The following is a 23,148-nucleotide window of genomic DNA, read 5'->3' as shown; positions in this document are numbered from 1 at the left end:
CCTCGGGCCGCTCGCGCTCCCGCGGCGGCTCCTCCGGGCGCTCCGGGGACCGGTGCGGATCCCCCTCCGGCGGCTCCAGGAGGTCGGGGCCGCCGACGGCGGTCGCCTGGGCTCCGGCAAGGGCCGATTCCAGCTCCGCGATCCGCGCGTCCCGCTCGGCGAGCTCGGCACCGAGCCGTCCGAGCGCCTCGTCGACGTCCGTCATGCGATAGCCGCGGACGGCCACCGGCAGCCGCAGCGCCTCGACGTCGGCCCGGCCGACCGGGCGTATGGCGGGCAGCGGGTCCGTCAGCTGCTCGGGCGCCACGTCCTGGAGGACGGCGGTCCGTCCCCCGCCGACCACCGCCAGGGTGACCGCGGCCACGACGACCACCATCGTCAGCAGCAAGAACCAGAACACGCGCATCTCCCCGGGTGCGGAAACCTGTCCGTGTCCGATCGTGCCACGCGGCACCGACAGCCGGTGCCTCGCCCGGCGGCCGGTGCCGGACAGGCCGTAGGGTCGCAGGCGACCACGGGCGATCTACCAGAGGAGAAACGCGGGATGCGAAGCGGTGCGCTCAGGCTGGGGCGGCGTGAATTCGGTACGCACGAGCCGGTGATCATGGCGATCGTGAACCGTACCCCGGACTCCTTCTACGACCAGGGCGCGACGTTCCGGGACGAGCCCGCGCTCGCCCGGGTCGAGCAGGCGATCGCGGACGGTGCGGCGATCATCGACATCGGCGGGGTGAAGGCCGGGCCCGGTGCGGAGGTGACCGCCGAGGAGGAGGCCCGCCGCACGGTGGGGTTCGTCGCCGAGGTGCGGCGCCGTCACCCGGACGTGGTGATCAGCGTCGACACCTGGCGCCACGACGTCGGCGAGGCGGTGTGCGAGGCCGGTGCCGACGTGCTGAACGATGCCTGGGGCGGCGTCGACCCGAAGCTCGCCGAGGTCGCCGCGCGCTACGGCGCCGGTCTGGTGTGCACGCACACGGGCGGCGCCGAGCCCCGGACCCGGCCGCACCGGGTGGCGTACGACGACGTCATGGCCGACATCCTGCGGGTGACGGTGGGGCTGGCGGAGCGGGCCGCGGGGCTCGGGGTGCGGCCGGACGGGATCATGATCGACCCCGGTCACGACTTCGGGAAGAACACCCGGCACTCGCTGGAGGCGACGCGCAGGCTCACCGAGATGACGGAGACCGGCTGGCCGGTCCTGGTGTCGCTGTCCAATAAGGACTTCGTGGGCGAGACCCTGGACCGCCCGGTCAAGGAGCGCGTGATCGGGACGCTGGCGACGACTGCCGTGTCGGCGTGGCTCGGCGCCCGCGTGTACCGGGTGCACGAGGTGGCGGAAACCCGTCAGGTGCTGGACATGGTCGCCTCGATCGCGGGGCACCGGGAACCCGCGGTGGCGAGGCGCGGACTGGCCTGACGGCCCGGCGGGCCGGGCCGGGCACGCGGGACGGCGCACGCACCACCGGGCGGGGCACGGCGTCGGCCCCGCCCGTGCGCGTCCGCCGTCCCGCGGTCACGGCCTACCGGCCGACCTCCTTGGTCACCAGGTCGACCGCCTCGTCCACGTCGTCCGTCACGTGGAACAGCAGCAGGTCGTGCTCGGACGCCTTGCCCTGGGCCACCACCGTGTCCCGCAGCCAGTCCACGAGCCCGCTCCAGTACGCGGTGCCGAACAGCACGATCGGGAAGCGGGTGACCTTGCGGGTCTGGACGAGGGTGAGGGCCTCGAAGAGTTCGTCGAGCGTGCCGAGGCCGCCCGGCAGGACGACGAAGCCCTGCGCGTACTTCACGAACATCGTCTTGCGGACGAAGAAGTAGCGGAAGTTCACGCCGATGTCGACGTGCGGGTTGAGCCCGGACTCGAAGGGCAGCTCGATGCCGAGGCCGACGGAGATGCCCTTGGCCTCCCGCGCCCCCTTGTTCGCCGCCTCCATGGCACCGGGACCGCCTCCGGTGATCACCGCGAAACCGGCCTCGACCAGGGCCTTGCCGATCCGTACGCCCGCCTCGTAGTCCGGGCCGCCGGGACGGCTGCGGGCCGAGCCGAAGACGCTGATGGCGCTCGGCAGTTCGGCGAGCGCGCCGAAGCCCTCGACGAACTCCGACTGGATGCGCATCACCCGCCACGGGTCGGTGTGCACCCACTCGGAGTCGCCCTCGGTGTCCAGCAGCCGCTGATCCGTGGTGCCGGGCTGCACCTGTTCCCTGCGGCGCAGTACCGGTCCGAGCCGCTGCTCCTCGGGGACCTGCGTTCCCTCGGGGTTGCCCATGACCTGCTCCCTCCGACGACGGCCGACGGTCGTCACGGACGACCGTCCCTTTCCGGCCAGCCTAGATCCACGGAGGTTACCGGCGGAGGAATACCGGGGGTCAGGCGGTGAGCCAGGAGCGGAGCCGCTCCTCGCAGTGGGTGATCCGCTCGGTCCGCACGTGCTCGTCGCGCTTGTGCGCGAGCAGCGGGTCGCCGGGGCCGTAGTTCACCGCCGGCACCCCGAGGGAGCCGAAACGGGAGACGTCCGTCCAACCGAACTTGGGCCGGGCGGTGCCGCCGACCGCCGCCATGAACGCCTTGGCCGCCGGGTGCGAGAGACCGGGCATGGCCGCGCCGGAGTGGTCGTCGACGACGAACTCGGCGACGCCGCAGTCCGCGAAGACCTCGTGGACGTGGGCCAGGGCCTCCTCGGCGGAGCGGTCGGGGGCATAGCGGTAGTTGACGACGACGGTGCACGCGTCGGGGATGACGTTGTTGGCGACGCCGCCCTCGATCCGCACCGCGTTGAGGCCCTCGTGGTAGGCGAGCCCGTCGATGACCGGGCGGCGCGGCTCGTACGCGGCGAGCCTGGCCAGGATCGGGGCCGCGGCGTGGACGGCGTTGGATCCCATCCAGCTGCGCGCGGAGTGGGACCGCTCGCCCGCGGTGCGCAGGAAGACCCTCAGCGTGCCCTGGCAGCCGCCCTCGACCTCGGCGTCGGAGCCCTCCAGCAGGACGGCGAAGTCGCCCGCCAGCCAGTCGGGGTGGGCCTCGGCCACGTGCCCGAGCCCGTTCAGGTGCGCGGCGACCTCCTCGTTGTCGTAGAAGACGAAGGTGAGGTCGCGGTTGGGCTCGGGCACGGTCGCGGCGATCCGCAGCTGGACGGCGACGCCCGACTTCATGTCGGAGGTGCCGCAGCCCCAGAGCACGCCGTCGTCGTCGAGCCGGGAGGGCACGTTGTCGGCGATCGGCACGGTGTCGATGTGTCCGGCGAGCACGACCCGCTCGGCACGGCCCAGGTTCGTCCGGGCCACGACGTTGTTGCCGTGCCGGTCGACGGTCAGGTGCGGCAGGGTGCGCAGCGCCGCCTCGATGGCGTCGGCGAGCTCCTTCTCCTGGCCGCTGACCGACGGGAAGTCGACGAGCCGTGCCGTGAGTGCGGGGCCGTCCAGTGTGAGGTCAAGCGTGCTTTCGGTCATGGCACCGACCCTACGGCCTCGTCCGCGACCGGCGGCGGGGCCCGTGCGCGAGGCGCGACGAACCGGTCCGTCCGGTCCCGTCCGATCCGTCCCGCGCGGGGGTCCCTGGGCCCTCGGCGCCGGACGGACACTCAAGTACGGTGGCCCCGTGCCCCGGATCGACTCCCCCACCCGCAGACACACCGCCCGCAGCCGTCTCTTCCGTATCGCGGCCGCCTTCGTCGTGCTCGCCGCTCTGGGCGGCTACCTGCTCCTTCAATACATCACCGGCAAAACGGTCGTCCAAGGGTGCGTCGTGGAGTCCGCCGACGGCTCGACGGGCAAGGGCCGCACGTACCGGATGAGCCCGGAACAGGCGTCGAACGCCGCGACGATCTCGGCCGTCGGCGCCGCCCGCGGCATGCCCGAGCGCGCGGTGACGATCGCGCTGGCGACCGCGTTGCAGGAGTCGGGGCTGCGCAACATCGAGCACGGCGACCGGGATTCACTGGGGCTGTTCCAGCAGCGGCCCTCGCAGGGCTGGGGCACCGAGGAGCAGATCATGGACCCGGTCTACTCGGCCGGCGAGTTCTACCGGCACCTGGCCGAGGTCCCCGGCTATTCGCGGCTGCCGCTGACGGTCGCCGCACAGCGGGTCCAGCGCAGCGGCTTCCCGCAGGCGTACGCGAAGCACGAGCCGGACGCGGCGCTGCTGGCGGCCGCGCTGACCGGGCGCACGCCCGCCACGCTGAACTGCAATCCGCCGCGGACGACGGCCGTGACGGCCGACGCGGCGACGGTGCGGACGGAACTGGTCCGCGCCTTCGGCAAGGAGGTGCTGCCCGCGACGCGGCCGTCGGTGGCGGACGGTACGGGCGCGGCCGGTTCGCCCGCGGCGAGCACGGTCGCGGTACCGGTGCCGACGGCCCTCGACCCCGAGGACGACGACGCGCCCCGGCGCGGTTGGGAACTGGCGCACTGGGCGGTCGCACGGTCCGAGTCGCTGGGGCTGAAGGAGGTCGCCTACGCGGACCGGGTATGGAAGGCCGGGTCCGGCTGGCACACGGACCGCAAGGAATCGGACGCCGACAGGGTCCGGATCAAGCTCGTACAGTAGTGCGGATCACCGCCCGGCGGGGTTAATCGCCCCGCGCGGCGGCTCCGTGCATCTCCCCCTCCGCCACCGCCCCATGTCCCTCGATCCCCTTGCGGCGAAGGCCAAGTGACGGTTCACCCGACCGACCGGGAAGGCGATGTCGGTCCGGTTCTCGCCGCGACGGACCGGTCGGCACGTTACCGACTCTTTACCTCGGCCCACCGCAACCTCTCCGGCCCCCACGACGGTTGTCATTGCGTCCGATCAACGGACAGACAGATTCCTCATCCCGTCGAAGGAGCATCATGTCCCTCCCCCTGACCCGCCGGATCACCCGTGCCGCGCTGCTGCTCGCCGCGTGTGCCGCCCCCGTGGTCGGCGCGGCCGGAGCCGCGGGTGCCGCGCCGCTCCCGCAGACGCCGGAGCTCGGCGGCCTGACCACGGTCGACGGCGACGGCCTCGGCAGGACGGTCGACGGCGTGTCCCGGCAGGGCACCGAGACGGCGAACGGGACCGGCGGCAAGGTCGTCGGAACCGCCCTTCCGGCGGCGGGCAAGACCGTCGGCAAGGCGGGCGCCGAGGCCGCCCCGACCTTGCGGAAGGCCACCGGCGGCGGCGCGGGCAAGGTGCTCGGCGACACGGCGGGCGCCGTGACCGAGGGCGGTCTGCCCACCCAGGGCCTGCCGATCGGCTGATCCGGCCGACGCCGCCTCACGCACGAGGGGCCGCAGGGGTGCATGTGCCCCTGCGGCCCCTCGCGTGTGCGGCGCCGACGGCGTCGGCCGGTCAGCCGCGGGACAGGCGCTCGACCGCGGCGGCCACCCGCTCGTCCGTCGCCGTGAACGCCACCCGCACGAAGCGGTCCCCGGCCGGCCCGTAGAAGTCGCCCGGCGCCACCAGGATGCCGAGGTCCGCCAGGTACGCCACGGTGTCCCAGCAGGGTTCGTCGCGCGTCGCCCACAGGTAGAGGCTCGCCTCGCTGTGCTCGATCCGGAAGCCGTGGGCCTCCAGCGCGGCGCGCAGGGCGGCACGCCGCTTCGCGTACCGCTCCCGCTGCTCGGCGACGTGCGCGTCGTCGCCGAGGGCCGCGGCCTCCGCCGCCTGAACCGGGGCCGGGGTCATCATTCCGCCGTGCTTGCGGATCAGCAGCAGCTCGCCGAGCACGGACGCGTCGCCCGCGACGAAGGCCGCGCGGTACCCGGCAAGGTTCGAACGCTTGGACAGCGAGTGGACGGCGACGATCCCCTCGTACGTGCCGCCGCAGACCTCCGGGTGCAGCACGGAGACGGGCTCGGCCTCCCAGCCCAGCTCCAGGTAGCACTCGTCGCTGAAGACCAGGACGCCGTGCTCGCGCGCCCAGGCGACGATCCGGATCAGCTCGTCCTCGGGCAGGACGCGACCGGTCGGGTTGGACGGCGAATTGAGCCAGAGCAGCTTCAGGCCGGCCGGGTCCAGCTCGGTGGGGTCGTCGTAGACGACGGGCTCGGCACCGCAGAGGCGCGCGCCGACCTCGTACGTCGGGTAGGCCAGGCGCGGGTAGGCGACCTTGTCGCCCGCGCCGAGGCCGAGCTGGGTGGGCAGCCAGGCCACCAGCTCCTTGGAGCCGACGACCGGCAGGACGTTCTCGTGCGCCACCCCGACCGCGCCGAGCCGCCGCCGCACCCAGTCGGTGATCGCATCGCGCAGCTCGGCGGTTCCCCACACGGTCGGATAGCCGGGGCTGTCCGCGGCGGCGACGAGCGCCTGCCGGACCAGCTCCGGCACCGGGTCGACCGGTGTGCCGACGGACAGGTCCACGATGCCGTCCGGGTGGGCGGCGGCCGTCGACTTGTGGGGGGCGAGCTTGTCCCAGGGGAAATCCGGGAGACGGGAGGAGACTGCGGACACGGATCTCTGCTTTCTCGTACGGGATTGCGCGCGGCTCCGGCGCCGTCGGCGCACCGGGTGCGCCGCTCGGGCCCTGCTGCCGCCGGGAGCGCCGCTTCGTCGGCCGGCCCGGCCGACCGGACGGGGCCCGGGTGGTTCCGGCCGCCCGGGCCGCTCCGTGGAAACGCCTCGGTCCCGCACGGTGACGAGCCGTACGGGACCGGGGCGACGCACGTGCCTGCCGCGCCTACTGGTTCTGCGGCGGCAGTGCTGCGATGAACGCGTGGTCGCGCTCGATCAGGCCCAGCTTGGAGGCACCACCGGGCGACCCGAGGTCGTCGAAGAACTCGACGTTCGCCTTGTAGTAGTCCTTCCACTCCTCCGGGGTGTCGTCCTCGTAGAAGATCGCCTCGACCGGGCACACCGGCTCGCAGGCTCCGCAGTCGACGCATTCGTCCGGGTGGATGTACAAGGACCGCTGGCCCTCGTAGATGCAGTCGACGGGGCACTCCTCGATGCAGGCCTTGTCCTTCACGTCGACACAAGGCTGCGCGATGACGTAGGTCACGCTGTCGTTCCTCCTCGGTAGGGCGTTGGCTCTCGCGCGGGAGCGCGGCGTCGTCGATGCCCACCCCTAGTATCTCCGTTCCCGGGCACGAACCGAACAGGAGGGGCGGACAGAGCTGTGGAATTCACCGTCGGCGGACGCCTGGACGTCCGAATTGCACCGACTGACGTGGGCAAACGGGTATCACTCCGGCGCACTTGTGCGCATGGCCCACAGGGGGCGAAGTTCACCGACACGGTCGGCATTCTCACATCGTGGGAACATGGTGTGCTGTCGATCACAACACGGAGCGGTGAATCGGTCCGGGTCGCGGAATCGGATCTCGTCGCGGGCAAGGTCGTCCCCGCCGCCCCGGCCCGACGGCGCGGTCTGCCCGCCACCTCCTTCGAGGAACTCGCGCACGTCTGCGCCCGGGCCTGGCAGCCGGTGGAGAGCGAGGCGCTCGGCGACTGGCGGCTGCGCGCCGCACGGGGCTTCACCCGGCGCGCCAACTCCGTGCTGCCGCTCGGCGATCCCGGCATGCCGCTCGACGAGGCGCTCCGGTACGCCGAGCGGTGGTACGGGGAGCGCGGGCTGCCCGCGTACGTCCAGGCCGCGACGGGCGCCGAGGGCACCCAGGAGCAGCTGTGCGCGGAACTGGAGGAGCGCGGGTGGCGGCGCGAGGTGACGACCGAGGTGCGGATCGCCGCGCTCGCCCCGATCGCCGATCTGGACGCGGATGTGTCACGGGTCCGGCTGAGCCGCGATCTCGACGAGTCCTGGCTCTCCCGCTACCAGCGCTTCGAGACCCCCGGGCCGCATGTCCTGGAGGTGCTGCGCGGCGGACCCTCGGTGTGGTTCGCCTCCGTGCCCGGGGACGAGGAGCCCGGGGGCGAGAAGCCCGGGGACGGCGAGCCCGCGACCGACGGGCCCGGGAACAGCTCCTCCGGGCGCGACGAGCCCGGTGGTGCCGGGCGGACGGAGGCGGCCCCCGCGGCGATCGGGCGGTGCGTGGTGGACGGGCGGTGGGCCGGGTTCATGGCCGTCGAGGTGGCCCCCGCCCACCGGCGCCGGGGGCTCGCCACCGCCGTGATGACCGCACTCGCCCGCCGGGCCCTGGAGGAGGGCGCCTCGGCGGCGTGGCTCCAGGTGGAATCGGACAACGAAGGGGCGCGGGCTCTGTACGGGGCCCTGGATTTCTCGGTCCATCACCGGTATCACCACTTCCGGCCGGCGTGACGGGAGGGCGGGAAGTCCGATGAGTCCTCATCGACCGGAGGAACCGGGGAAGCCGGAGCGGTCCGGGCGCCCGGACCGGGACGAGCTGCTGCGCCGGTTCGCCGCCGAGGCGCGCGCCGAGCGGCCGGACCTGGCGCTGCTCTGCCTGTTGCTGGCGGCGGTGGCCGATCCCGACCTGGACGAGAACGGGATCGACTCTGCGCAGATCGAGCTGGACGAGCTGGCGGGCCGGCTCCCGTACGGGGTACGGGGCAGCCGTTCCTGGGCCTCGGCGGTGGCCGAACTGCTCGGCAGGCGGTGCGGTTTCGCGGGCTCGGCCGCGGACTACCGGCGGCTGGAGTCGTCGCTGCTGCATCAGGTCCTGCGACGGCGCCACGGGCTGCCGATCCTGTTGTCGGTGGTGTGGATCGAGGTGGCCCGGCGGGCGGGCGCCCCGGTGTACGGGGTGGCACTGCCGGGTCATTTCGTCGTCGGATTCGGCGATCCGTCGGAACGGGTGCTGGTGGACCCCTTCCACGGCGGACGTCCGTTGACCGGACGGGACGCGGAACTGCTGGTGGCGGGGGCGACGGGGGCGCCGCTGGAGGAGTCGATGCTGGAACCCGCCCGGCCGCTGGAGATCGTGCTGCGGATCCTGAACAACATCAGGGCATGGGCGGCGACCCGCCCTGAGCACACGGACGTGGCGCTGTGGTCGGTGGACCTCTCCCTGCTGCTGCCCTCGCATCCGGCCCGGCTGCGCTTCGAGCGTGCCCAGCTGCTCGTGCAGAGCGGGCAGTTCCTGCGCGGGGCGGCGGAGATGGACGCGTACGCGGACGTGGTGGCCGGGGTCGAACCGGAGGCGGCCGAGGCCATCCGGCAACGGGCTCGGGCGGCAAGGGCGTTGCTGAACTGAGGCCGCCCCGCCGGACGCGACCGCCGGGGGCCGCGCGACCCCGGGCACCCGGGGCCCGGACGTCCCGATGCGGCACGTCCGGGGCATCGAGGCGTCGGGGCACCGGGGCCTCTCGCCCCGTGCCCCGGTCGGTCGGCGCGGGCCCGTTTCGCCTCGTCCGCCGGGTTACGCCGCCAGGTGGAATCCTGGGGCGAACCGGTGCCGGACAGCGGCGGGAGCGCCGCGGGCGGCATCCGGTCGCGGCGGACCCGGCGAGTGCCGATATCCACTCAACCCACCCGATTCATCGAGGAGTTCACCCTCCCCGACGGTTTGTCGAGCCGGAATCCGCGGTGGACGGGCCGTCACGCCGGGACCTCGGCAAACGGGTGGCCGCCGTCGCTCAAACCTCACGTGTCGCCGCGTGCCGTCCAACGGGTGATTATCCGCTCCACGCCACCCGAAGAGCCCACGGCATCGCTCGAATGCGGCACTCCCCGTTGGCGCGGGACCACATTCCGACTGACGGTGGATCACGTCGCTGCTGCTCCACACCGAGTCGACACCCCGTCACTCCTCGCAGTCGCGGCGGAAGGAATGTGTTCAGATGCGCTCTGCCCGCACACTGTTCGCTTCGGCCGCTGTCACAGCGGTTCTCGCCATCACCGGTCCCTCCGCCTACGCCGCAGTCGCGGCAGGAGACGCGGCACCGGCGGCCAACGGCTCCTCGTCCTCGCGCGGCGACGAGCACGGGGGATACGGCTCCGACCACGGCGACCGCGGCGGCGACCGCGACGAGGGCGGCGACCGCGGCGGCGACCGCGGTGACCGCGACGAGGGCGGCGACCGCGGCGGCGACCGTGGCGGCCGCGACGAGGGCCGCGGACCCCGCGGCGGCGTCCACACCGGCGGCGGCTTCATGGCCAAGGTGGTCGTCGGCGACCGCGACGAGGGCGGTCGCGGCGGCGACCGCGACGAGGGCGGCCGGGGCGGCGACCGCGGCCGGGACGAAGGCGGTCGCGGCGGCGACGAAGGCGGTCACGGCGGCGACGAGGGCGGTGACCACGGTGACCGCGACGAGGGCCGTGGGCCCCGCGGCGGTATGCACACCGGCGGCGGCTTCATGGCCAAGGTGGTCGTCGGCGACCGCGACGAGGGCGGTCGCGGCGGCGACCGCGGCCGGGACGAAGGCGGTCGCGGCGGCGACGAAGGCGGCGACCGTGGCGGCCGCGGCGGCGACGAGGGCGGCCGCGACGGCGGCAAGCCCCGCGGTGGCATGCACACCGGTGGCGGCGGCACGGCGATGACCGGCAGCAGCCTGGCCGCCGGTTCGGCGCTGCTGCTCGGCGGCCTCGGCGTCGGCGCGTACAAGCTGCGCCGTCGTCGGTCGGCGGGTGGCGCGGCCGCCTGACCGGGGCCTCCCGTCAACCGTCCACCGTCGGCCGGTCGTCATCACACTGTCGCGGCCGTCGTCCCTCGGGGGCGACGGCCGCGGCGGCTTCGTTTCCGCTCCGGTGATCCGGCACCGGAGCGGCACGACCACCGGGCCCGGCGCGATCCCCGGCCCCGTCCGGGATCGGCTCCGACGGCCGCGCGCCCCGGCTCCCGGCGTCCCCCGCATCCCCGACATCGCGCAAGCCGGCATCGCACGAGCGAAAGGCACTCTCCCATGGCCGCCCCGCAGCCACCCGGATCCACCCCCTCCCGGACCGCCCCCGCAGCCACCCTGCGCCGCGCCCTCATGTGGCCCGCCGTCGCGGCCGGGCTGGGCATGCTCCTGATCTACAACTCCTTCGGCAACGCGGCCGACGACAAGGCACCACCCCCGCCCGTCGCCGCCCTCGCACCGGCCATGCCCGTGCCCGAGGTGCTCGGCTCGCACGCTCCGCCCCGCCCCGTCACGCCCTCGGGCAAGGCCGTCGGCCCGGCGATGCTGCGCTCCGTCCCGACGCGGCTGCGGATTCCGACCCTCGGCGTCAACGCTCCGTTCACCGGTCTGGCCATCGGCGACGACGGCCGACTGAACCCGCCGCCCGCCAACGACAGCAACCTCGTGGGCTGGTTCGAGGACGGTGCCACGCCCGGCGAGCACGGCACGGCGATCGTCGCGGGCCATGTCGACACGACGACCGGGCCCGCCGTCTTCCTCCAGCTCCAGTTCCTCAAGCCGGGCGCCACGGTCGACATCACGCGCGCCGACGGCTCGGTGGCCACGTTCAAGGTCGACTCGGTGGAGACGTTCAGCAAGGCGAAGTTCCCGGACAAGCGGGTCTACGCCGACACCCCGGACGCCGAACTCCGTCTGATCACCTGCGGCGGCCCGTACAACAAAACCGCCAAGGACTACGAGAACAACGTGGTGGCGTTCGCCCACCTCGACTCGTCCAAGCAGGGCTGACGCGCGCCGCGTCGGCGGCGTCGGAGGAGGCGATGTGCGGGGGCGGCAGTACGCGAGACGGCGCCCGAGTATGCCGGGGTACGCCCGGGTGCGCTGGTGATCATTCCGGCCATTTTTCGGCCCCTGCCCGCGAGCGCGGCCGCCCTCGCGGGCCAACGGCACGGCACGTTCCGTTTCGACTTCGGCGGAACAGTTGCCCATGCACAGGACAGTGTCAACGGCATGTTCCGTTTGCCTGCCGCGAACCACGTCACCGGTGGTTCGGGGCACCGATCCGGCCCCTCGTCCCGACATACCGATTCCGGCCACGAGGGCGTAATCGGCTTGTTACCACCTGGTCACCGTGTGAGGCTCGGCGACGACCGGCGGCCGGGGGGCACGCCTGATTCAGGCCACGTTCGTGATCGGCCCGTCGGTCGTCCATGGGTCTCATGACACAGGAGGGGAACACCATGTCCAGACTCAAGATTGTCGCCGGAACGGTTCTCGCCGTCAGCCTCGCATTCCCGGCTGCCGGTGCGTTCGCGCTCGACGCCAAGGGGGGCGGCGTCACGGCAACGGCACCTTACGGTGGCAAGGCCGGCGTGATATCCGTGTACGACGGCAGCGACGACGGCGACTCGGGCAAGGCGGAGTACTACCGCCAGACCAGCGCCGGCACCAAGCGGACCCTCTGGAACCACAGCGGCTACAAGACGCGGGCCACCTCCGCGGACGGCTCGAAGATCATCAAGTTCCAGGCCTGCGACGACAACGACTGGGCACCGGACGACTGCTCGGGCTGGAAGGCCCCCTGAGGTCTGCCACAGATCCCGCCGGGGCCGGGCGGTCGACCGCCCGGCCCCGGCGGGTCGTCTTCCCGTCCTCGGTGCCGCGTGCGCCGAGGCGGCCCGAAGCGTCGACGAGGGAGCGAACACATGGTGACGGCCGGAGGATCGATGGGCCTGCACGTGAGGGGCCTGAGCCATCGGCTGGGCGAACGGGTACTGCTGGACGGCGTCGACCTGGACATCGAACCGGGCGAATCCGTGGCCGTCACCGGTCCCAGCGGCTCCGGGAAGTCGACGCTGCTGATGTGCATCCTCGGCCTGGTCGCGCCGGACGGCGGCACGGTGGACGTGGGCACGCACCGGCTCACCGGGCTGCGTCCCAAGCAGTTGGCGCGGATACGCCGCGCGCACCTGGGCGTGGTCTTCCAGTTCGGTGAGCTGCTTCCCGAACTGTCCCCGGTGGAAAACGTGGCGCTGCCCGTTCTCCTCGACGGCGGCGAGCACCGCGACGCGTACCGGCGAGCGGCGGAACTGCTGTCCGAACTCGGGGTACCGCAGGACGGGACGCCGACCGGAATGCTCTCCGGCGGTGAGCGCCAGCGCGCCGCCGTGGCCCGCGCGCTGATCACCGACCCCGACGTGCTCCTGGCCGACGAACCGACCGGGGCTCTCGACCCGCGGGCCCGGGAGGCGGTGGCCGATCTCCTGTTCACCGTGTCCCGGGAGCGCGGTTGCGCCCTGCTGGTCGTCACCCACGACCCGTCGGTGGCCGCACGGGCACAGCGGACCCTCCGTCTCGAAGCCGGTGCGCTGACGGACGCCCTGGACGGGGTGGACGCGTGAGCACGGACACCGCGGAGAGCCGGCGCACGGACGGCTCCGCCGGGCCGAAGCCCCGGGGCGGACGCCTGTGGTGGCAGTTGCTCCGCATCGGTGCCGCGGCCGGCCGCGGCACCCCCGGCGACCGGCTGCGCTTCTGGTCCCTGCTCGCCGCTGCGGCCGCACTCGCCGTCGTCGTGCTGGGAGCCGCGGCCGCGCTCGCCACCTACGACGGGCGCGAGGCCCGGAACCAGGCGCGGGGCCCGCTGATCACCGACCGGAAGGGCGATGCCGTCGCGCTGTGGCGCGAGGCGTTCGACACGACCGGCGAGATCCAGCACACCGTGATCTACCTGTATCCGCTGAAACCGGATGCTCCCCTTCCGCCAGGGCTGAGCCACTGGCCGGCCCCCGGGGAAGCCGTGCTGTCCCCGGAACTGGTCCGTGCGGGGCAGCCTGAGCGGATCACCGACCGGTACGGCCACTTCGCCGGCACGATCGCCGAGGAGGGCCTCGTCTCGCCCTCGGAGCGCCTCGCCTACGTCAGACCCGCGCGCACGCCCGACCCCGGGTCGAACGATTCCTGGTGGTACGTCACGGGGTTCGGCCAGAGCTACCCGATGGGCGAGACGCTCAACTCCCGCCCGGTCAGCCATGTACTGCTCGCCCTGGGCGCCCTGGCGGGCGTACCCGCGCTCGCCCTGCTGGTGGTCGCCTCCCGGGTCGGCTCCCGCACACGTGACCGCCGCGGCAGTCTCCTCCAGGCCCTCGGCGGGACGTGGCGTCACCGTGCGATCGTCAATGTGGGCGAAGCGGCGCCGGCCCTCGCTGCCGGAACGGCGCTCGCCGTCCTACCGGCGCTCGCGGCGATGACGACGGACGTCCGGCTCCCGCCCACCGGATATCTCCTGGACAGCGACGACATGCGCGCGGCCGGGGGCCCGATGGCCGCCGCGCTGGTCCTGTCCTTCGTGATCGCCCTCGGCGTGGTGGTCCTTCTCCACCGCGTCGAACGCGACGGTGCCGCCACCCGGCCCCGCTCGTTCTCCACACGGATTCCCCGGTGGCGGCCGATCGGGTGCGTGGCGGGAGTCGTCCTCGTCGCGTTCAGCCAGTACCTCAGCGGGACGCCGGGCCTCATCGCCTTCGTCGTCGGTACCGTCGCCATGTGGGCCCTGCTCCCCTCGGTGGCGGCCGTGGCCGGCCGACGGCTGGGGAACGGCATCGCGGCACGCGGTCTGCGCACCGGCAGTCCCGGCCAGTTGATCGGCGGGCGGTGGACGGCCGCGCACCCCGGCGTCGTGGTCCGGCTGTCCCTGGCCATGGTGATCGGACTCGGGCTGATCGGCCAGCTCCAGGTGTGGAACAGCCGACTCGGCGACAAGGCGGCCGCGGCACGTGCCTCGGAGGCGCGCGTCGGTGACACCGTGCTCGATGTCCGCGGTGCGGATCTCACGGCATCCGTGGTCGGACAGTTGTCCCGGACGCTGCCGGCCGGCTCCCACCTGCTCGTGGTGAGGGCCGAACCCGAACAGCGGTCGGTGCTCCTCCAGGGCTCGTGCGGAGCGCTGAAGTCGCTGGGACTCGCGTGCCCCGCGAAACCGGCGGACCTCACGGGCCCGGCGAGCCACGACGCACGCGTGACGGAGATCCGTGCCTGGTACGGGCCGGGGACGCGCTTCCAGGCGGTGCCGGCAGTGCCGCGTTTCGACGCGGCACGGGACACGCTCATCGTGACCTCGCCCGCCCCGGGTGTGCGTTCCCAGGTGAAGCGGGCGGCCCATGCGCTGGTACCGGCGGTGACCGTGGAGACGCCGGGAGAGACGTGGCTGGTGGGCGCCGCGAACAAGGAGCGGCTGACCAACTGGGTTCTGCTCTTCGGGCTCCTGGGACTCGGCCTGTTGCTGCTGGCGGGAAGCCTGAGCGCGGCCGCCGAGTTCGGTACCGTCCGGCAGGCCCTGGCACCGCTCAGCGTGCTGACCGGGGGCCACGCCGTCTTCCGGTCGGTGGCGACCTGGCATCTGACCGTCCCGTTGCTCATCTCGGCCTGCATTGCCACCGTCGTCACGGCCTGGCACTCGTTGTTCTTCATCTCCGTGGTGCAGGAGGGCTACGTGTCCTGGGGAGCGCTCGCCGTCGGGGCATGCGGCTGCATCGTGCTGGCGGTCGTGGTCGGTGCCCTGGCGGGCCGGTCGGCGATCCGTACCGCCCGGCGGTGGCGGCCGGCCGCGGACTGACGCCCCGGGAAGCGATACGGGAGCCCGCTCCCTGGTGCCCCCGGGTCGTGACACCCCGGCAGGCTCCGGCACGGGCGCCCGGACGTGCGAACCGGGGGCCGTCGGCGTCGACGCCCACACCCTGTGCGTACCGGGGGCCGTCGGCGTCGACACCCACAACTCGTACGGCCCGGGACTGTCCCGCCTACAGCCAGCCCTTCTCCCGGGCGATCCGGACCGCCTCCGCCCGGTTGCGGGCCGCCAGCTTCTGGATCGCCGTGGAGAGGTAGTTGCGGACCGTCCCCTGCGAGAGGTGGAGGGCCGCCGCGATCTCCGCGTTGGTGGAGCCGTCCGCCGCCGTGCGCAGGACATCGCGTTCGCGGTCGGTGAGCGGGTTCGCCCCGTCGGCGAGCGCGGCGGCCGCGAGGGTGGGGTCGATGACCCGCTCCCCCGCCAGCACCTTGCGTACCGCCGAGGCGAGTTGGGCGGCCGGCGCGTCCTTCACCAGGAAGGCGTCGGCGCCCGACTCCATGGCCCGGCGCAGGTAGCCGGGGCGGCCGAAGGTGGTGACGACGACGATCTTCACCTCGGGCAGTTCGCGCCGCAGGACCGCTGCCGCGTCGATCCCCGTCAGGCCCGGCATCTCGATGTCCAGCAGCGCCACGTCCGCCCGGTGCTCGCGGGCGGCGGCGAGCACCTCGTCACCGCGGGCGACCTGGGCCACCACCTCGATGTCGGGCTCCAGGCCGAGGAGCGTCGCGAGCGCCTCGCGCACCATGTGCTGGTCCTCGGCGAGGAGAAGTCTGATCATGCTCATTCCGTGGATCCTAAGGGCTGTCCCGGCACCCCCGGTGGTTCGGTGTGCGGCGTCGGACGCGGGGCGCCGCAAGGCGGAGGGACGTCCGGACACCGAATGTATTCGGACGTTCCGACAGCGCGGGGAGGTGCCGTGGCTGTCGTCGCACACCCGTCGGGGACTACGGGACAGCCCTGGGGCCGGGACCCAGCGGAACGCTCAGGGTCAGCACGAAGCCTTTGCCGGAAGCGGAGCTGCCGGAACGGGAGTTGCCGGTGCTGGTGGTCAGGGTGCCGTCGACCGCGGCGAGGCGCTCGGCGAGGCCGGTGAGGCCGTTGCCCGGTCTGCTGCCCGCCGCCCCGACGCCGTCGTCCGCGACGGTGAGTTCGAGGATCTCGCCGTCGAGGGTCCGGCGGGCGACGAGGCCCACCGCGCAGTTCCGGGCACCGCTGTGGCGCACGACATTGGTGACCGCCTCCCGCAACGCCCAGGCAAGCACCTCCTCCGGCTTCTCGGGCAGGTCCGCCGGGGCCTCGGACGGGACGTCCGCGACGATGCCCGCCGCGGCGAGCGCGGTACGGGCCCCGGCCAGTTCGCCGGGGAGGGTCGGCCTGCGGTATCCGGTGACGGCGTTGCGCACGTCCGCCAGCGCCTGGCGGCTGACGTGTTCGATGTCCGCGACCTGGGCGGCCGCCTGCCCCGGGTGGTCCGGCAGCATCCGCCCGGCCAGCTCGCTCTTGAGCGTGATGAGCGAGAGCGAGTGGCCGAGCAGATCGTGCAGATCACGGGCGAGCCGCAGCCGCTCCTCGTTGGCGGCGAGCTGCGCGACGGTCGCGCGGGCCTCGCGCAGTTCGATCGTGGTACGGATCAGCTGCTGCACACCGGTCATCGAGAACCCGCCGAGCAGCGCCGGGAAGACCAGCGCGGTGACGGTGTCGCGCGGGTGGCCGCCGACGAGCCCGAAGCCGACCATGGCCGCGGTGACGGCGGGGATGAGCCACCGCGACGTCCGCGGGGGCAGGGTGGCGCCGACGGAGACCGCCACGTACACGAAGAGGACCAGCCAGGACGTGCCGAGCGTCAGGGTGAGGACGGCGGCGAGGGCGCCGAGGAGAGCGAGCACGGCCCGGACGAGACGGAGGTCCGACGGCCTGGCGGTGTTGCGGAACACGAGCACCAGGTACGCCGCGGCGAACACCACGAGGCCCAGCGCGCCGCACGCCGTCGCCCACGCGGTGTGCCGGCCGTCGGCGAGGTCCCGGACCGGGGCGGTCATGAAGGCGAGCCAGACACCGATCCAGAACAGCTTGATCCAGCCCTGCCTGCGCGTCGTGGGCGGGCGCCCGATGCCGACGGTCGTCTCGTCGTCGTTCACGCCTTCAGGGTGTCCTTCCGGTAGAGCCAGGCCGCACCGCCCGCGAAGACCAGGAAGTAGCCGCAGAGGATGGCGACGTCCTCGGCCTGCGGTGAGCCGCCCATCTCGATCGCCCGGCCGAGAGAAGCGTACGCGTGTGTGGGCAGCCACTCGGAAACGTTCTGGAGCCACTGCGGGAAGGTCGCGCTGGGCATCCACAGGCCGCCGAGGATGGAGAGGCCGAAGTAGACGATCATCGTGAGCGGGCGGACCGCGTCACCGCTGGCGAGGTAGCCGATGGCGACCCCGAGCGCGGCGAACACCAGGGAGCCGGCCCAGATGACCCCGGCCAGCGCGAACCACTGCCAGGTCTCCACCCGTACCTGCTTGACGACGGCGGCGACCAGGAAGACGACCACGATGCAGGGCAGGGTGACCATCGCCGCACTGGCGATCTTCGCCAGCACGTAGCCGCGGCCGGGCAGCGCGGTGAGGCGCAGTTGGCGGACCCAGCCCTTCTCGCGTTCCTTCGCGATGCGTTCGCTGTTGCCCATGAGGACGGCGGTCAGCGCACCGAACGAGGCCATCGAGACCATGAAGAACGCCTGGAAGGTGAGGTCGGTGTGCGGGATGCGGTCGGTGGTGTTCTGGGTGCCGGAGATCAACAGGTAGATCACCGACGGGTAGATGATCGAGAAGAACATGAACTTCTTGTTCCGCAGGGTGCGGGTCACTTCGAGCCGGATGAGCGCCCACGAGAAGAACTTCAGCATGCGGTCCTGGCCTCCTCGGCCTCGGTGATGGCGACGAATGCCTGTTCCAGGCCGAGTCCCGCGACTTCGAGGGCGCGCGGGCGGAGGCCGAGTGCGTACACGGCGTGGACGGTCGCGTCGGCGTCGTGCGACTGGATGCGGACCCGGCCGCCGGAGACGTCGAGCGCGGACAGGTGCGGCAGGGCGCGCAGGGCCACCTCGTCGACCGGGCCGTCCAGTTCGAAGGAGATGCGCCGGGCACCGGCCCTCGCCTTGATCTCTGCGGCGGTGCCGTCGGCGAGGAGGCGGCCCTTGTGGAGGACGAGGACGCGGTCGGCGATCGCGTCGGCCTCTTCGAGGTAGTGGGTGGCGAACAGCACCGTGCGGCCCTGCTCGGCCTGGTCGCGCATGGTGGCCCAGAACGCCTGGCGGGCGGTGACGTCCATGCCGGTGGTCGGCTCGTCGAGGACGATCAGGTCGTTGGCCCCGGCGGTGGCGAGCGCGAACCGCACGCGCTGCTCCTGGCCTCCGGAGAGCTTGTTGACCACGCGGTCGGCGATCTGCGTGATGCCGGCCCGGGACATGACCTCGTTCACCGGGTGCGGCCTGGGGTGCAGGTCGCAGGCGAGGCGGACCAGTTCCTCGACCTTGACGTCCTCCATCAGACCGCCGGACTGGAGCATCGCGCCGACCCGGCCCGCGGCGATGGCGTCCTGCGGTGTGGTGCCGAAGACCCGGACCGAACCGGAGTCGGCGGTACGCAGGCCGAGCAGCAGGTCCAGGGTGGAGGACTTCCCGGCGCCGTTGGGCCCGAGGAGCGCCACGGTCTCACCGGGGTGCAGTTCGAGGGTGAGTCCGTCGACGGCGCGTACCTCGCCGTACACCTTGCTGACCTGGGCGAAGCTGACCGCGGCGGTCCTCGCCGCGGTGGCTTCGGTGGTTGTCGTCGTCATGGGCCCAGCCTGGCCGGACCGGGGGTCCGCCCGGCAGGGCCGCCGGTCGTGGAAACGGCATGACAGATGTCATGCCGGACGGGTGACACAGCCCTCGCGGCACCCCGGCGGGCGACGCCGCGCGCGGCCGTGGCGTCCCCGCGGGAGGGCGGTGCCGCGCCGCCGACCGCACGGCACCGCCCCCGCCCGGAACATCCGGACGGGGGCGGGCGAGGTGCGAACGGTGCCGTCCGCCGGGGCGGGCGTCGCACGCCCGTCAGGGCCGACGGTTCAGCCCCCGGTGCCGCGGCCGGAGCGGTTCACGGCGCGCGACGCGGCACGCGTTGCCCGTTGCGGCACTGGTACCGGGAGCGACACCGCGCGCCGCGGCGGGGCGGACCCTAGCCGTTGCCGCCGAGGTCGATCGTGACGGTCCGCTCGGCGGGCGTCTTGCCGAGCACCGCGGTCTGCATGGCCGCCGCCACGTCGTCGGAGCTGAGCTGGTGCTTCTTGCCGTCGCCCTTGGTGATCATGATGCCGTCGAAGACGCCCTCGGACAGGGTGTCGATGGCCTTCTTGTCGTAGTGCGGCACCAGCTTGCCCTCGATCGGAACCATCGAGAGGATCTGCGGCAGCGACTTGGCGGGGCCGAACTGGATTTCCTTGGGACCGGCCTTGATGGTGACCCGGTCGGACATCGCCGGCTCGGCGAACTCCTTCATCGCCCGGTCGAGTTCGGCCTTGTCGATGGTGGGTTCGCGGGTGGCGACGGGCAGTTGGACGACGGGTGCCTTGCCGGTCTGCACCTGGGCCCGGTACGCGTCGCGCACCGAGAGCATCGACCGGTTGACGTCCAGCGCCTTGCCCGCCTTGCCGGGCACGGCGACGACCTTGTTGATCTCGAACTTGATCGTGCCCTCGTTGGCCGTGCCGGAGACGCCCGCCAGGTCCGTCAGGGCGACGCCGAGCTTCTCCTCGTCGACCGGGATCACCGGGTCGACGACGCGCTTCTGACCGAAGAGGGAGCCGATGACGGAGACCGGGTTGTAGTCGCTGCCGGCGGCCGCACGCACGGTTTCCTGGCTGTCCAGGGCGAGTCCGGCCTTGTCCGGGACGAGTTCGGTCTTCTTGCCGTCCACGGACAGCTGGAGGGGAGCCACGGCGCGCTTGCCGAGGGCGGCGTCCAGCTTCGCGACGGCCTCCTCCTTCGTGCCGCCGCCGATGTCGACGCCGAGCACCGTGGTGCCCTTCGGGACGTCGGAGTGGTTCATCAGCAGTCCGGCCCCGTAGGCCACGGCGGCCAGACCGACGACCGCCGCGCCGAGGAGCACCAGCTTGGAACGGCCCTTCTTCTTCGCGTTCTTCGCGGGGGCCGGGGCGGAGTCCGCGGCGGGGCCGGGCGACGGTGCCGCGGGACCGCCCGCTCCCACCGGGCCGGTGCCCATCGCCTCGTCCTCGACCCGGGGCGCCGCGTCGGCGCGCCGGGCACCGAGGCCGCCCGCGCCCGGGAACGCCGAACGCGGCTCCGACGGAACGACCGGGATGCCGCTGGTGAGCGTGTCACCGGAGACATTGCCGTCGGGACCGCCGGGGGCCGGGGCGGCGAACTGGGGCGTCAGGACCGCCGTGTCGTCGGACATCCGCGGCACGGCACCGGACGTGCCGGTGCCCTGCGGGCCCGCCGGGCCGTCGGAGGAGAGCGGGCCGGCCGAACCCTGGACCCCCGCGTCGCCGACGTTCGGGGTCAGGGACGAAGTGCCGGTGGCGGGTCCCGTGGTGGGCCCGGAGGGGCCGCCCGCGCGCACGTCCGCCGCGGGCCGGCCGGGGGCCCCGGAACCGAACGCGTCGAGGGCGCTGCCGCCCGGACGGGCGGTGTCCGGGGCGCCGGTGTGCTGCGGGCCGTCCGGGAAGTACGGCAGACCGCCGCCGGACGGGGCGGGCTCACCACCGACGGCCGGGGTGCCCGCGGCCGGGGTGCTCGGGCCCGCGGCCGGAATTCCCGCGGCCGGGGTGCTCGTGGGGGGCTTGCGCGGGGCGAACCAGTCGCTGCCGCTCTTCTCCCGTGCCGGCTTCTCGGGGGCCGGCTCCGCCGACTCCGGAGCGGTCGGCGCCTCGGTGCCCGGTGCGGCCCGCTCCGTGTCCGTCGCTGCGGCATCGGCGGACGGGCGCGGAATGCTGCCGGTGCGCTCGGCGTCGGCGGCTTCCCCCTCGTTCACGGGCGTACGCATGACGACGGGCGGGATGGGGCGCGAGCCCGGAATGTTGATCCGGATACGCGTCGTCAGCGTCGTCTCGGTCCTCGGCTCCTCGGGCCGTTGCCGGTCCGCAGGCTCGGGGGCCCCGTCCGGGGCGTCCTGCGAGGGGTGCAGCGACGGATACTGGCGGGATCCGTACGGCGGCGTCCCCGAGGGGTACGCGGCTCCTCCGCGCCCCTGGGTCCCGGAGGACGAACTGTCAGTTTCACGACTCAAAGCAGGTTCTCCCGATTGGCTCCGCCGCCCGTACTTCCCCCATGCCGCAGGCCAGGGGACGGCTCGGCGCGCGAACCACCATACTGGCCAGCGCCGACAGACACCTCGCGACCGGGGGAAACGACCACACGGCACCCTGACGGGCACAGGGCATTACGGGATCGGCCGTGGCTCCTACTTGCCAGGTCGGCCGCTGTCGGCGCCCGGCAGGGGCGACCGCGACATGGTGGCACACATCACAGCGATGACCATCCCGCCCAGCATGAAGAGGATGAGACCGACTTCGTCGCCGAAGACATAGTCGCCTTCCGGGCGCCCGCCGAGCAGAATCACGATCGAAATCAGCCAACCTGCGGCGGGTGCCAGGGCGCCGAGCTGGGTGCCGAGGAAACGGCCCCCGCCGCGGAACAGTCCGGCGCAGGCCGCCAGTGCCAGCAGCAATCCGCCCGGGAACCAGGCCGCTTGGACGAGGGAGCCGGCGAATCCGACGAGCGCGCCGAGGACGGCCAGGAGTACGTGGGCGGCGATCCGCCCGGCGTCGAGGGGGGCGGCGAGGCCGGTGGCCGGGACCTCCCGGGAAGACCCGGAGCGCGCCGCACGCTGCCTGCCGTCGCTCATCGCCGCGCCCCCGGCAGTCCGGCGAACAGATCGTCCTCGCGCTCGCCCGCGGCGGCTCCGGGGACGCCGCGCACCAACTCGTAGTACTCGGTGGTGAGGACGGGCTGGCCGAGGTCGTTGGAAAGGGCGAAAAAGTCGCCGTCCACGACGACCTGCGTGGCATGGGCGCGCATCGCCGCACGCTTGGCCTCCGCCCGGTCCGTGCCATCGATCGCGGTGGTGATCCTGCTGTCGTCCACCACGCCCGGTACGTCGTCGAGCGCGGCGATCCCCCCGAAGGCGTCCGGCGACGTCTCCCGCAGCCGTGCGAAGCCCTTCTCGGCGACCGAGCGCGGCACCCGGTTCCAGTAGATCTTCGCGACGGTGTGCGGGCCGTCCGGCACGGCGTCGTAGCCCGGATCGGCGGCCAGTTCCGCCGCGCGCATCGCGACGCGGTGCGCCTGGATGTGGTCGGGGTGCCCGTAGCCGCCGTCGGGGTCGTACGTGACGAGGACCTGCGGCCGCACCGAGCGGATCACCGCCACCAGGTGCCCGGCGGCCTCGTCCACGTCCGCGGCCCAGAAGGCGCCGGGGCGGTGGTTCTGCTCGGCACCCACCATCCCGGAGTCGCGGTAGCGGCCGGGGCCGCCGAGGAACCGGTGGTCGGTGACCCCGAGTTCCTTCATCGCGGCGGAGAGTTCGCCCCGGCGGTGGGGGCCGAGGCGGTCGTCACGATCCGCCGCGAGGTGGGCGAGAGCGGGCGGAATGACCTCGCCCTCCTCGCCGAGCGTGCAGGTCACCAGGGTGACCTGGGCGCCCTCGGCCGCGTACCTGGCCATGGTGGCGCCGTTGTTGATCGACTCGTCGTCGGGGTGCGCGTGCACCAGAAGCAGGCGCCGGGCGGGGTGGTCCGTCATGGAGACCACCCTACGATCCGAGCGCCTCGGGAGCCGCCTGCGCACCGGCCGCCGACACACCGCGCCATGTCGTCG

The 23,148-nt window shown here is 73.2% G+C and carries 21 protein-coding genes and 1 pseudogene; 10 read left to right on the top strand and 12 right to left on the bottom strand.

Annotation, left to right across the window (positions count from 1 at the left end):
• Window positions 1-22: 22 nt before the first annotated feature.
• Window positions 23-400 (bottom strand): annotated as a pseudogene (locus ACFC79_RS01740) (hypothetical protein); the annotation flags it as partial.
• Between the two features lie 144 nt (window positions 401-544).
• Between ACFC79_RS01740 and folP the strand changes: the two are divergent.
• Window positions 545-1,417 carry a dihydropteroate synthase gene (gene folP / locus ACFC79_RS01735; protein ID WP_376233756.1) on the top strand — a complete coding sequence of 291 codons (873 nt, stop codon included), beginning with the start codon at window positions 545-547 and terminating at the stop codon, window positions 1,415-1,417.
• Between the two features lie 103 nt (window positions 1,418-1,520).
• Here the strand turns inward: folP and ACFC79_RS01730 are convergent, their stop codons facing one another.
• Window positions 1,521-2,270 (bottom strand): TIGR00730 family Rossman fold protein, encoded by a 750-nt coding sequence (locus tag ACFC79_RS01730; RefSeq protein WP_376233754.1) that lies wholly within the window; start codon window positions 2,268-2,270, stop codon window positions 1,521-1,523.
• Between the two features lie 100 nt (window positions 2,271-2,370).
• Complete coding sequence (dapE, locus tag ACFC79_RS01725; protein WP_376233751.1) at window positions 2,371-3,450, bottom strand: succinyl-diaminopimelate desuccinylase; 1,080 nt, start codon at window positions 3,448-3,450, stop codon at window positions 2,371-2,373.
• 148 nt (window positions 3,451-3,598) lie between these two features.
• Here dapE and ACFC79_RS01720 point away from each other — a divergent pair, with 148 nt between their 5' ends.
• Both ACFC79_RS01720 and ACFC79_RS01715 read left to right on the top strand, forming a co-directional pair.
• Window positions 3,599-4,546: a hypothetical protein gene (locus tag ACFC79_RS01720; RefSeq protein ID WP_376233749.1), complete on the top strand. Its 948-nt coding sequence runs from the start codon at window positions 3,599-3,601 to the stop codon at window positions 4,544-4,546.
• A 284-nt stretch (window positions 4,547-4,830) separates the two neighbouring features.
• A complete protein-coding gene (locus tag ACFC79_RS01715) occupies window positions 4,831-5,220 on the top strand; it encodes an ATP-binding protein (protein ID WP_376233748.1) in 390 nt (129 codons plus the stop codon).
• A 91-nt stretch (window positions 5,221-5,311) separates the two neighbouring features.
• Here the strand turns inward: ACFC79_RS01715 and dapC are convergent, their stop codons facing one another.
• Together dapC and fdxA are read right to left on the bottom strand one after the other, a co-directional pair.
• A complete protein-coding gene (gene dapC, locus ACFC79_RS01710) occupies window positions 5,312-6,412 on the bottom strand; it encodes a succinyldiaminopimelate transaminase (RefSeq protein ID WP_376233745.1) in 1,101 nt (366 codons plus the stop codon).
• 226 nt (window positions 6,413-6,638) lie between these two features.
• Window positions 6,639-6,959: a ferredoxin gene (gene fdxA, locus ACFC79_RS01705; protein ID WP_018956287.1), complete on the bottom strand. Its 321-nt coding sequence runs from the start codon at window positions 6,957-6,959 to the stop codon at window positions 6,639-6,641.
• Between the two features lie 117 nt (window positions 6,960-7,076).
• Here fdxA and ACFC79_RS01700 point away from each other — a divergent pair, with 117 nt between their 5' ends.
• The 7 genes from ACFC79_RS01700 to ACFC79_RS01670 all read left to right on the top strand — a co-directional run bounded on the left by ACFC79_RS01700 (window position 7,077) and on the right by ACFC79_RS01670 (window position 15,275).
• Entirely contained in the window at window positions 7,077-8,177 is a 1,101-nt protein-coding gene (locus ACFC79_RS01700) for a GNAT family N-acetyltransferase (protein ID WP_376233742.1), read from the top strand.
• A gap of 19 nt (window positions 8,178-8,196) precedes the next feature.
• The gene (locus tag ACFC79_RS01695) at window positions 8,197-9,072 is read left to right on the top strand and encodes a transglutaminase-like domain-containing protein (RefSeq protein ID WP_376233740.1); all 876 of its coding nucleotides are present in this window, start codon (window positions 8,197-8,199) and stop codon (window positions 9,070-9,072) included.
• Window positions 9,073-9,658: 586 nt separating this feature from the next.
• Window positions 9,659-10,462: a hypothetical protein gene (locus tag ACFC79_RS01690; protein ID WP_376233737.1), complete on the top strand. Its 804-nt coding sequence runs from the start codon at window positions 9,659-9,661 to the stop codon at window positions 10,460-10,462.
• 258 nt (window positions 10,463-10,720) lie between these two features.
• On the top strand, window positions 10,721-11,449 hold the full coding sequence (locus ACFC79_RS01685) for a class F sortase (protein WP_376233735.1): 729 nt from the start codon (window positions 10,721-10,723) through the stop codon (window positions 11,447-11,449).
• Window positions 11,450-11,901: 452 nt separating this feature from the next.
• Complete coding sequence (locus tag ACFC79_RS01680) at window positions 11,902-12,246, top strand: hypothetical protein (RefSeq protein WP_376233732.1); 345 nt, start codon at window positions 11,902-11,904, stop codon at window positions 12,244-12,246.
• Between the two features lie 120 nt (window positions 12,247-12,366).
• Entirely contained in the window at window positions 12,367-13,062 is a 696-nt protein-coding gene (locus ACFC79_RS01675) for an ABC transporter ATP-binding protein (RefSeq protein ID WP_376233730.1), read from the top strand.
• Window positions 13,059-15,275 carry a permease gene (locus tag ACFC79_RS01670; protein WP_376233727.1) on the top strand — a complete coding sequence of 739 codons (2,217 nt, stop codon included), beginning with the start codon at window positions 13,059-13,061 and terminating at the stop codon, window positions 15,273-15,275. The genes ACFC79_RS01675 and ACFC79_RS01670 overlap by 4 nt, the downstream gene beginning before the upstream one ends.
• A 184-nt stretch (window positions 15,276-15,459) precedes the next feature.
• Here ACFC79_RS01670 and ACFC79_RS01665 read toward each other — a convergent pair whose 3' ends face one another.
• From ACFC79_RS01665 to mshB, 7 genes are all read right to left on the bottom strand, one after another.
• Window positions 15,460-16,071, bottom strand: coding sequence for a response regulator transcription factor (locus ACFC79_RS01665; RefSeq protein ID WP_376233725.1), 612 nt, complete (start codon window positions 16,069-16,071; stop codon window positions 15,460-15,462).
• A 160-nt stretch (window positions 16,072-16,231) separates the two neighbouring features.
• Window positions 16,232-17,425, bottom strand: a complete 1,194-nt coding sequence (locus tag ACFC79_RS01660; protein WP_376233723.1) for a sensor histidine kinase — start codon at window positions 17,423-17,425, stop codon at window positions 16,232-16,234.
• Entirely contained in the window at window positions 17,422-18,177 is a 756-nt protein-coding gene (locus ACFC79_RS01655) for an ABC transporter permease (RefSeq protein ID WP_376233721.1), read from the bottom strand. Before ACFC79_RS01655 ends, ACFC79_RS01660 begins: the two co-directional genes overlap by 4 nt.
• Entirely contained in the window at window positions 18,171-19,109 is a 939-nt protein-coding gene (locus tag ACFC79_RS01650; protein WP_376233718.1) for an ABC transporter ATP-binding protein, read from the bottom strand. Before ACFC79_RS01650 ends, ACFC79_RS01655 begins: the two co-directional genes overlap by 7 nt.
• Window positions 19,110-19,489: 380 nt before the next feature.
• Window positions 19,490-21,559, bottom strand: coding sequence for a hypothetical protein (locus tag ACFC79_RS01645; protein WP_376233715.1), 2,070 nt, complete (start codon window positions 21,557-21,559; stop codon window positions 19,490-19,492).
• 174 nt (window positions 21,560-21,733) lie between these two features.
• The gene (locus ACFC79_RS01640) at window positions 21,734-22,177 is read right to left on the bottom strand and encodes a DUF6113 family protein (RefSeq protein WP_376233713.1); all 444 of its coding nucleotides are present in this window, start codon (window positions 22,175-22,177) and stop codon (window positions 21,734-21,736) included.
• Window positions 22,174-23,073: an N-acetyl-1-D-myo-inositol-2-amino-2-deoxy-alpha-D-glucopyranoside deacetylase gene (mshB, locus tag ACFC79_RS01635; RefSeq protein ID WP_376233711.1), complete on the bottom strand. Its 900-nt coding sequence runs from the start codon at window positions 23,071-23,073 to the stop codon at window positions 22,174-22,176. The genes ACFC79_RS01640 and mshB overlap by 4 nt, the downstream gene beginning before the upstream one ends.
• Between the last annotated feature and the right edge of the window lie 75 nt (window positions 23,074-23,148).

The organism is Streptomyces sp. NPDC056061 (assembly GCF_042266885.1).
Lineage (GTDB): Bacteria > Actinomycetota > Actinomycetes > Streptomycetales > Streptomycetaceae > Streptomyces.
The sequence above is the reverse complement of the archived record's forward strand: the minus strand, read 5'-3'. Positions and strand labels throughout refer to the sequence as shown.

Coding starts and splice junctions, on each gene's coding strand:
- ACFC79_RS01730 (WP_376233754.1), bottom strand. CDS start 2,270: ATGGGCAACCCCGAGGGAACGCAGGTCCCCGAGGAGCAGCGGCTCGGA.
- ACFC79_RS01650 (WP_376233718.1), bottom strand. CDS start 19,109: ATGACGACGACAACCACCGAAGCCACCGCGGCGAGGACCGCCGCGGTC.
- folP (WP_376233756.1), top strand. CDS start 545: ATGCGAAGCGGTGCGCTCAGGCTGGGGCGGCGTGAATTCGGTACGCAC.
- ACFC79_RS01690 (WP_376233737.1), top strand. CDS start 9,659: ATGCGCTCTGCCCGCACACTGTTCGCTTCGGCCGCTGTCACAGCGGTT.
- dapE (WP_376233751.1), bottom strand. CDS start 3,450: ATGACCGAAAGCACGCTTGACCTCACACTGGACGGCCCCGCACTCACG.
- ACFC79_RS01715 (WP_376233748.1), top strand. CDS start 4,831: ATGTCCCTCCCCCTGACCCGCCGGATCACCCGTGCCGCGCTGCTGCTC.
- mshB (WP_376233711.1), bottom strand. CDS start 23,073: ATGACGGACCACCCCGCCCGGCGCCTGCTTCTGGTGCACGCGCACCCC.
- ACFC79_RS01685 (WP_376233735.1), top strand. CDS start 10,721: ATGGCCGCCCCGCAGCCACCCGGATCCACCCCCTCCCGGACCGCCCCC.
- ACFC79_RS01695 (WP_376233740.1), top strand. CDS start 8,197: ATGAGTCCTCATCGACCGGAGGAACCGGGGAAGCCGGAGCGGTCCGGG.
- ACFC79_RS01675 (WP_376233730.1), top strand. CDS start 12,367: ATGGTGACGGCCGGAGGATCGATGGGCCTGCACGTGAGGGGCCTGAGC.
- ACFC79_RS01680 (WP_376233732.1), top strand. CDS start 11,902: ATGTCCAGACTCAAGATTGTCGCCGGAACGGTTCTCGCCGTCAGCCTC.
- ACFC79_RS01665 (WP_376233725.1), bottom strand. CDS start 16,071: ATGAGCATGATCAGACTTCTCCTCGCCGAGGACCAGCACATGGTGCGC.
- ACFC79_RS01640 (WP_376233713.1), bottom strand. CDS start 22,177: ATGAGCGACGGCAGGCAGCGTGCGGCGCGCTCCGGGTCTTCCCGGGAG.
- ACFC79_RS01655 (WP_376233721.1), bottom strand. CDS start 18,177: ATGCTGAAGTTCTTCTCGTGGGCGCTCATCCGGCTCGAAGTGACCCGC.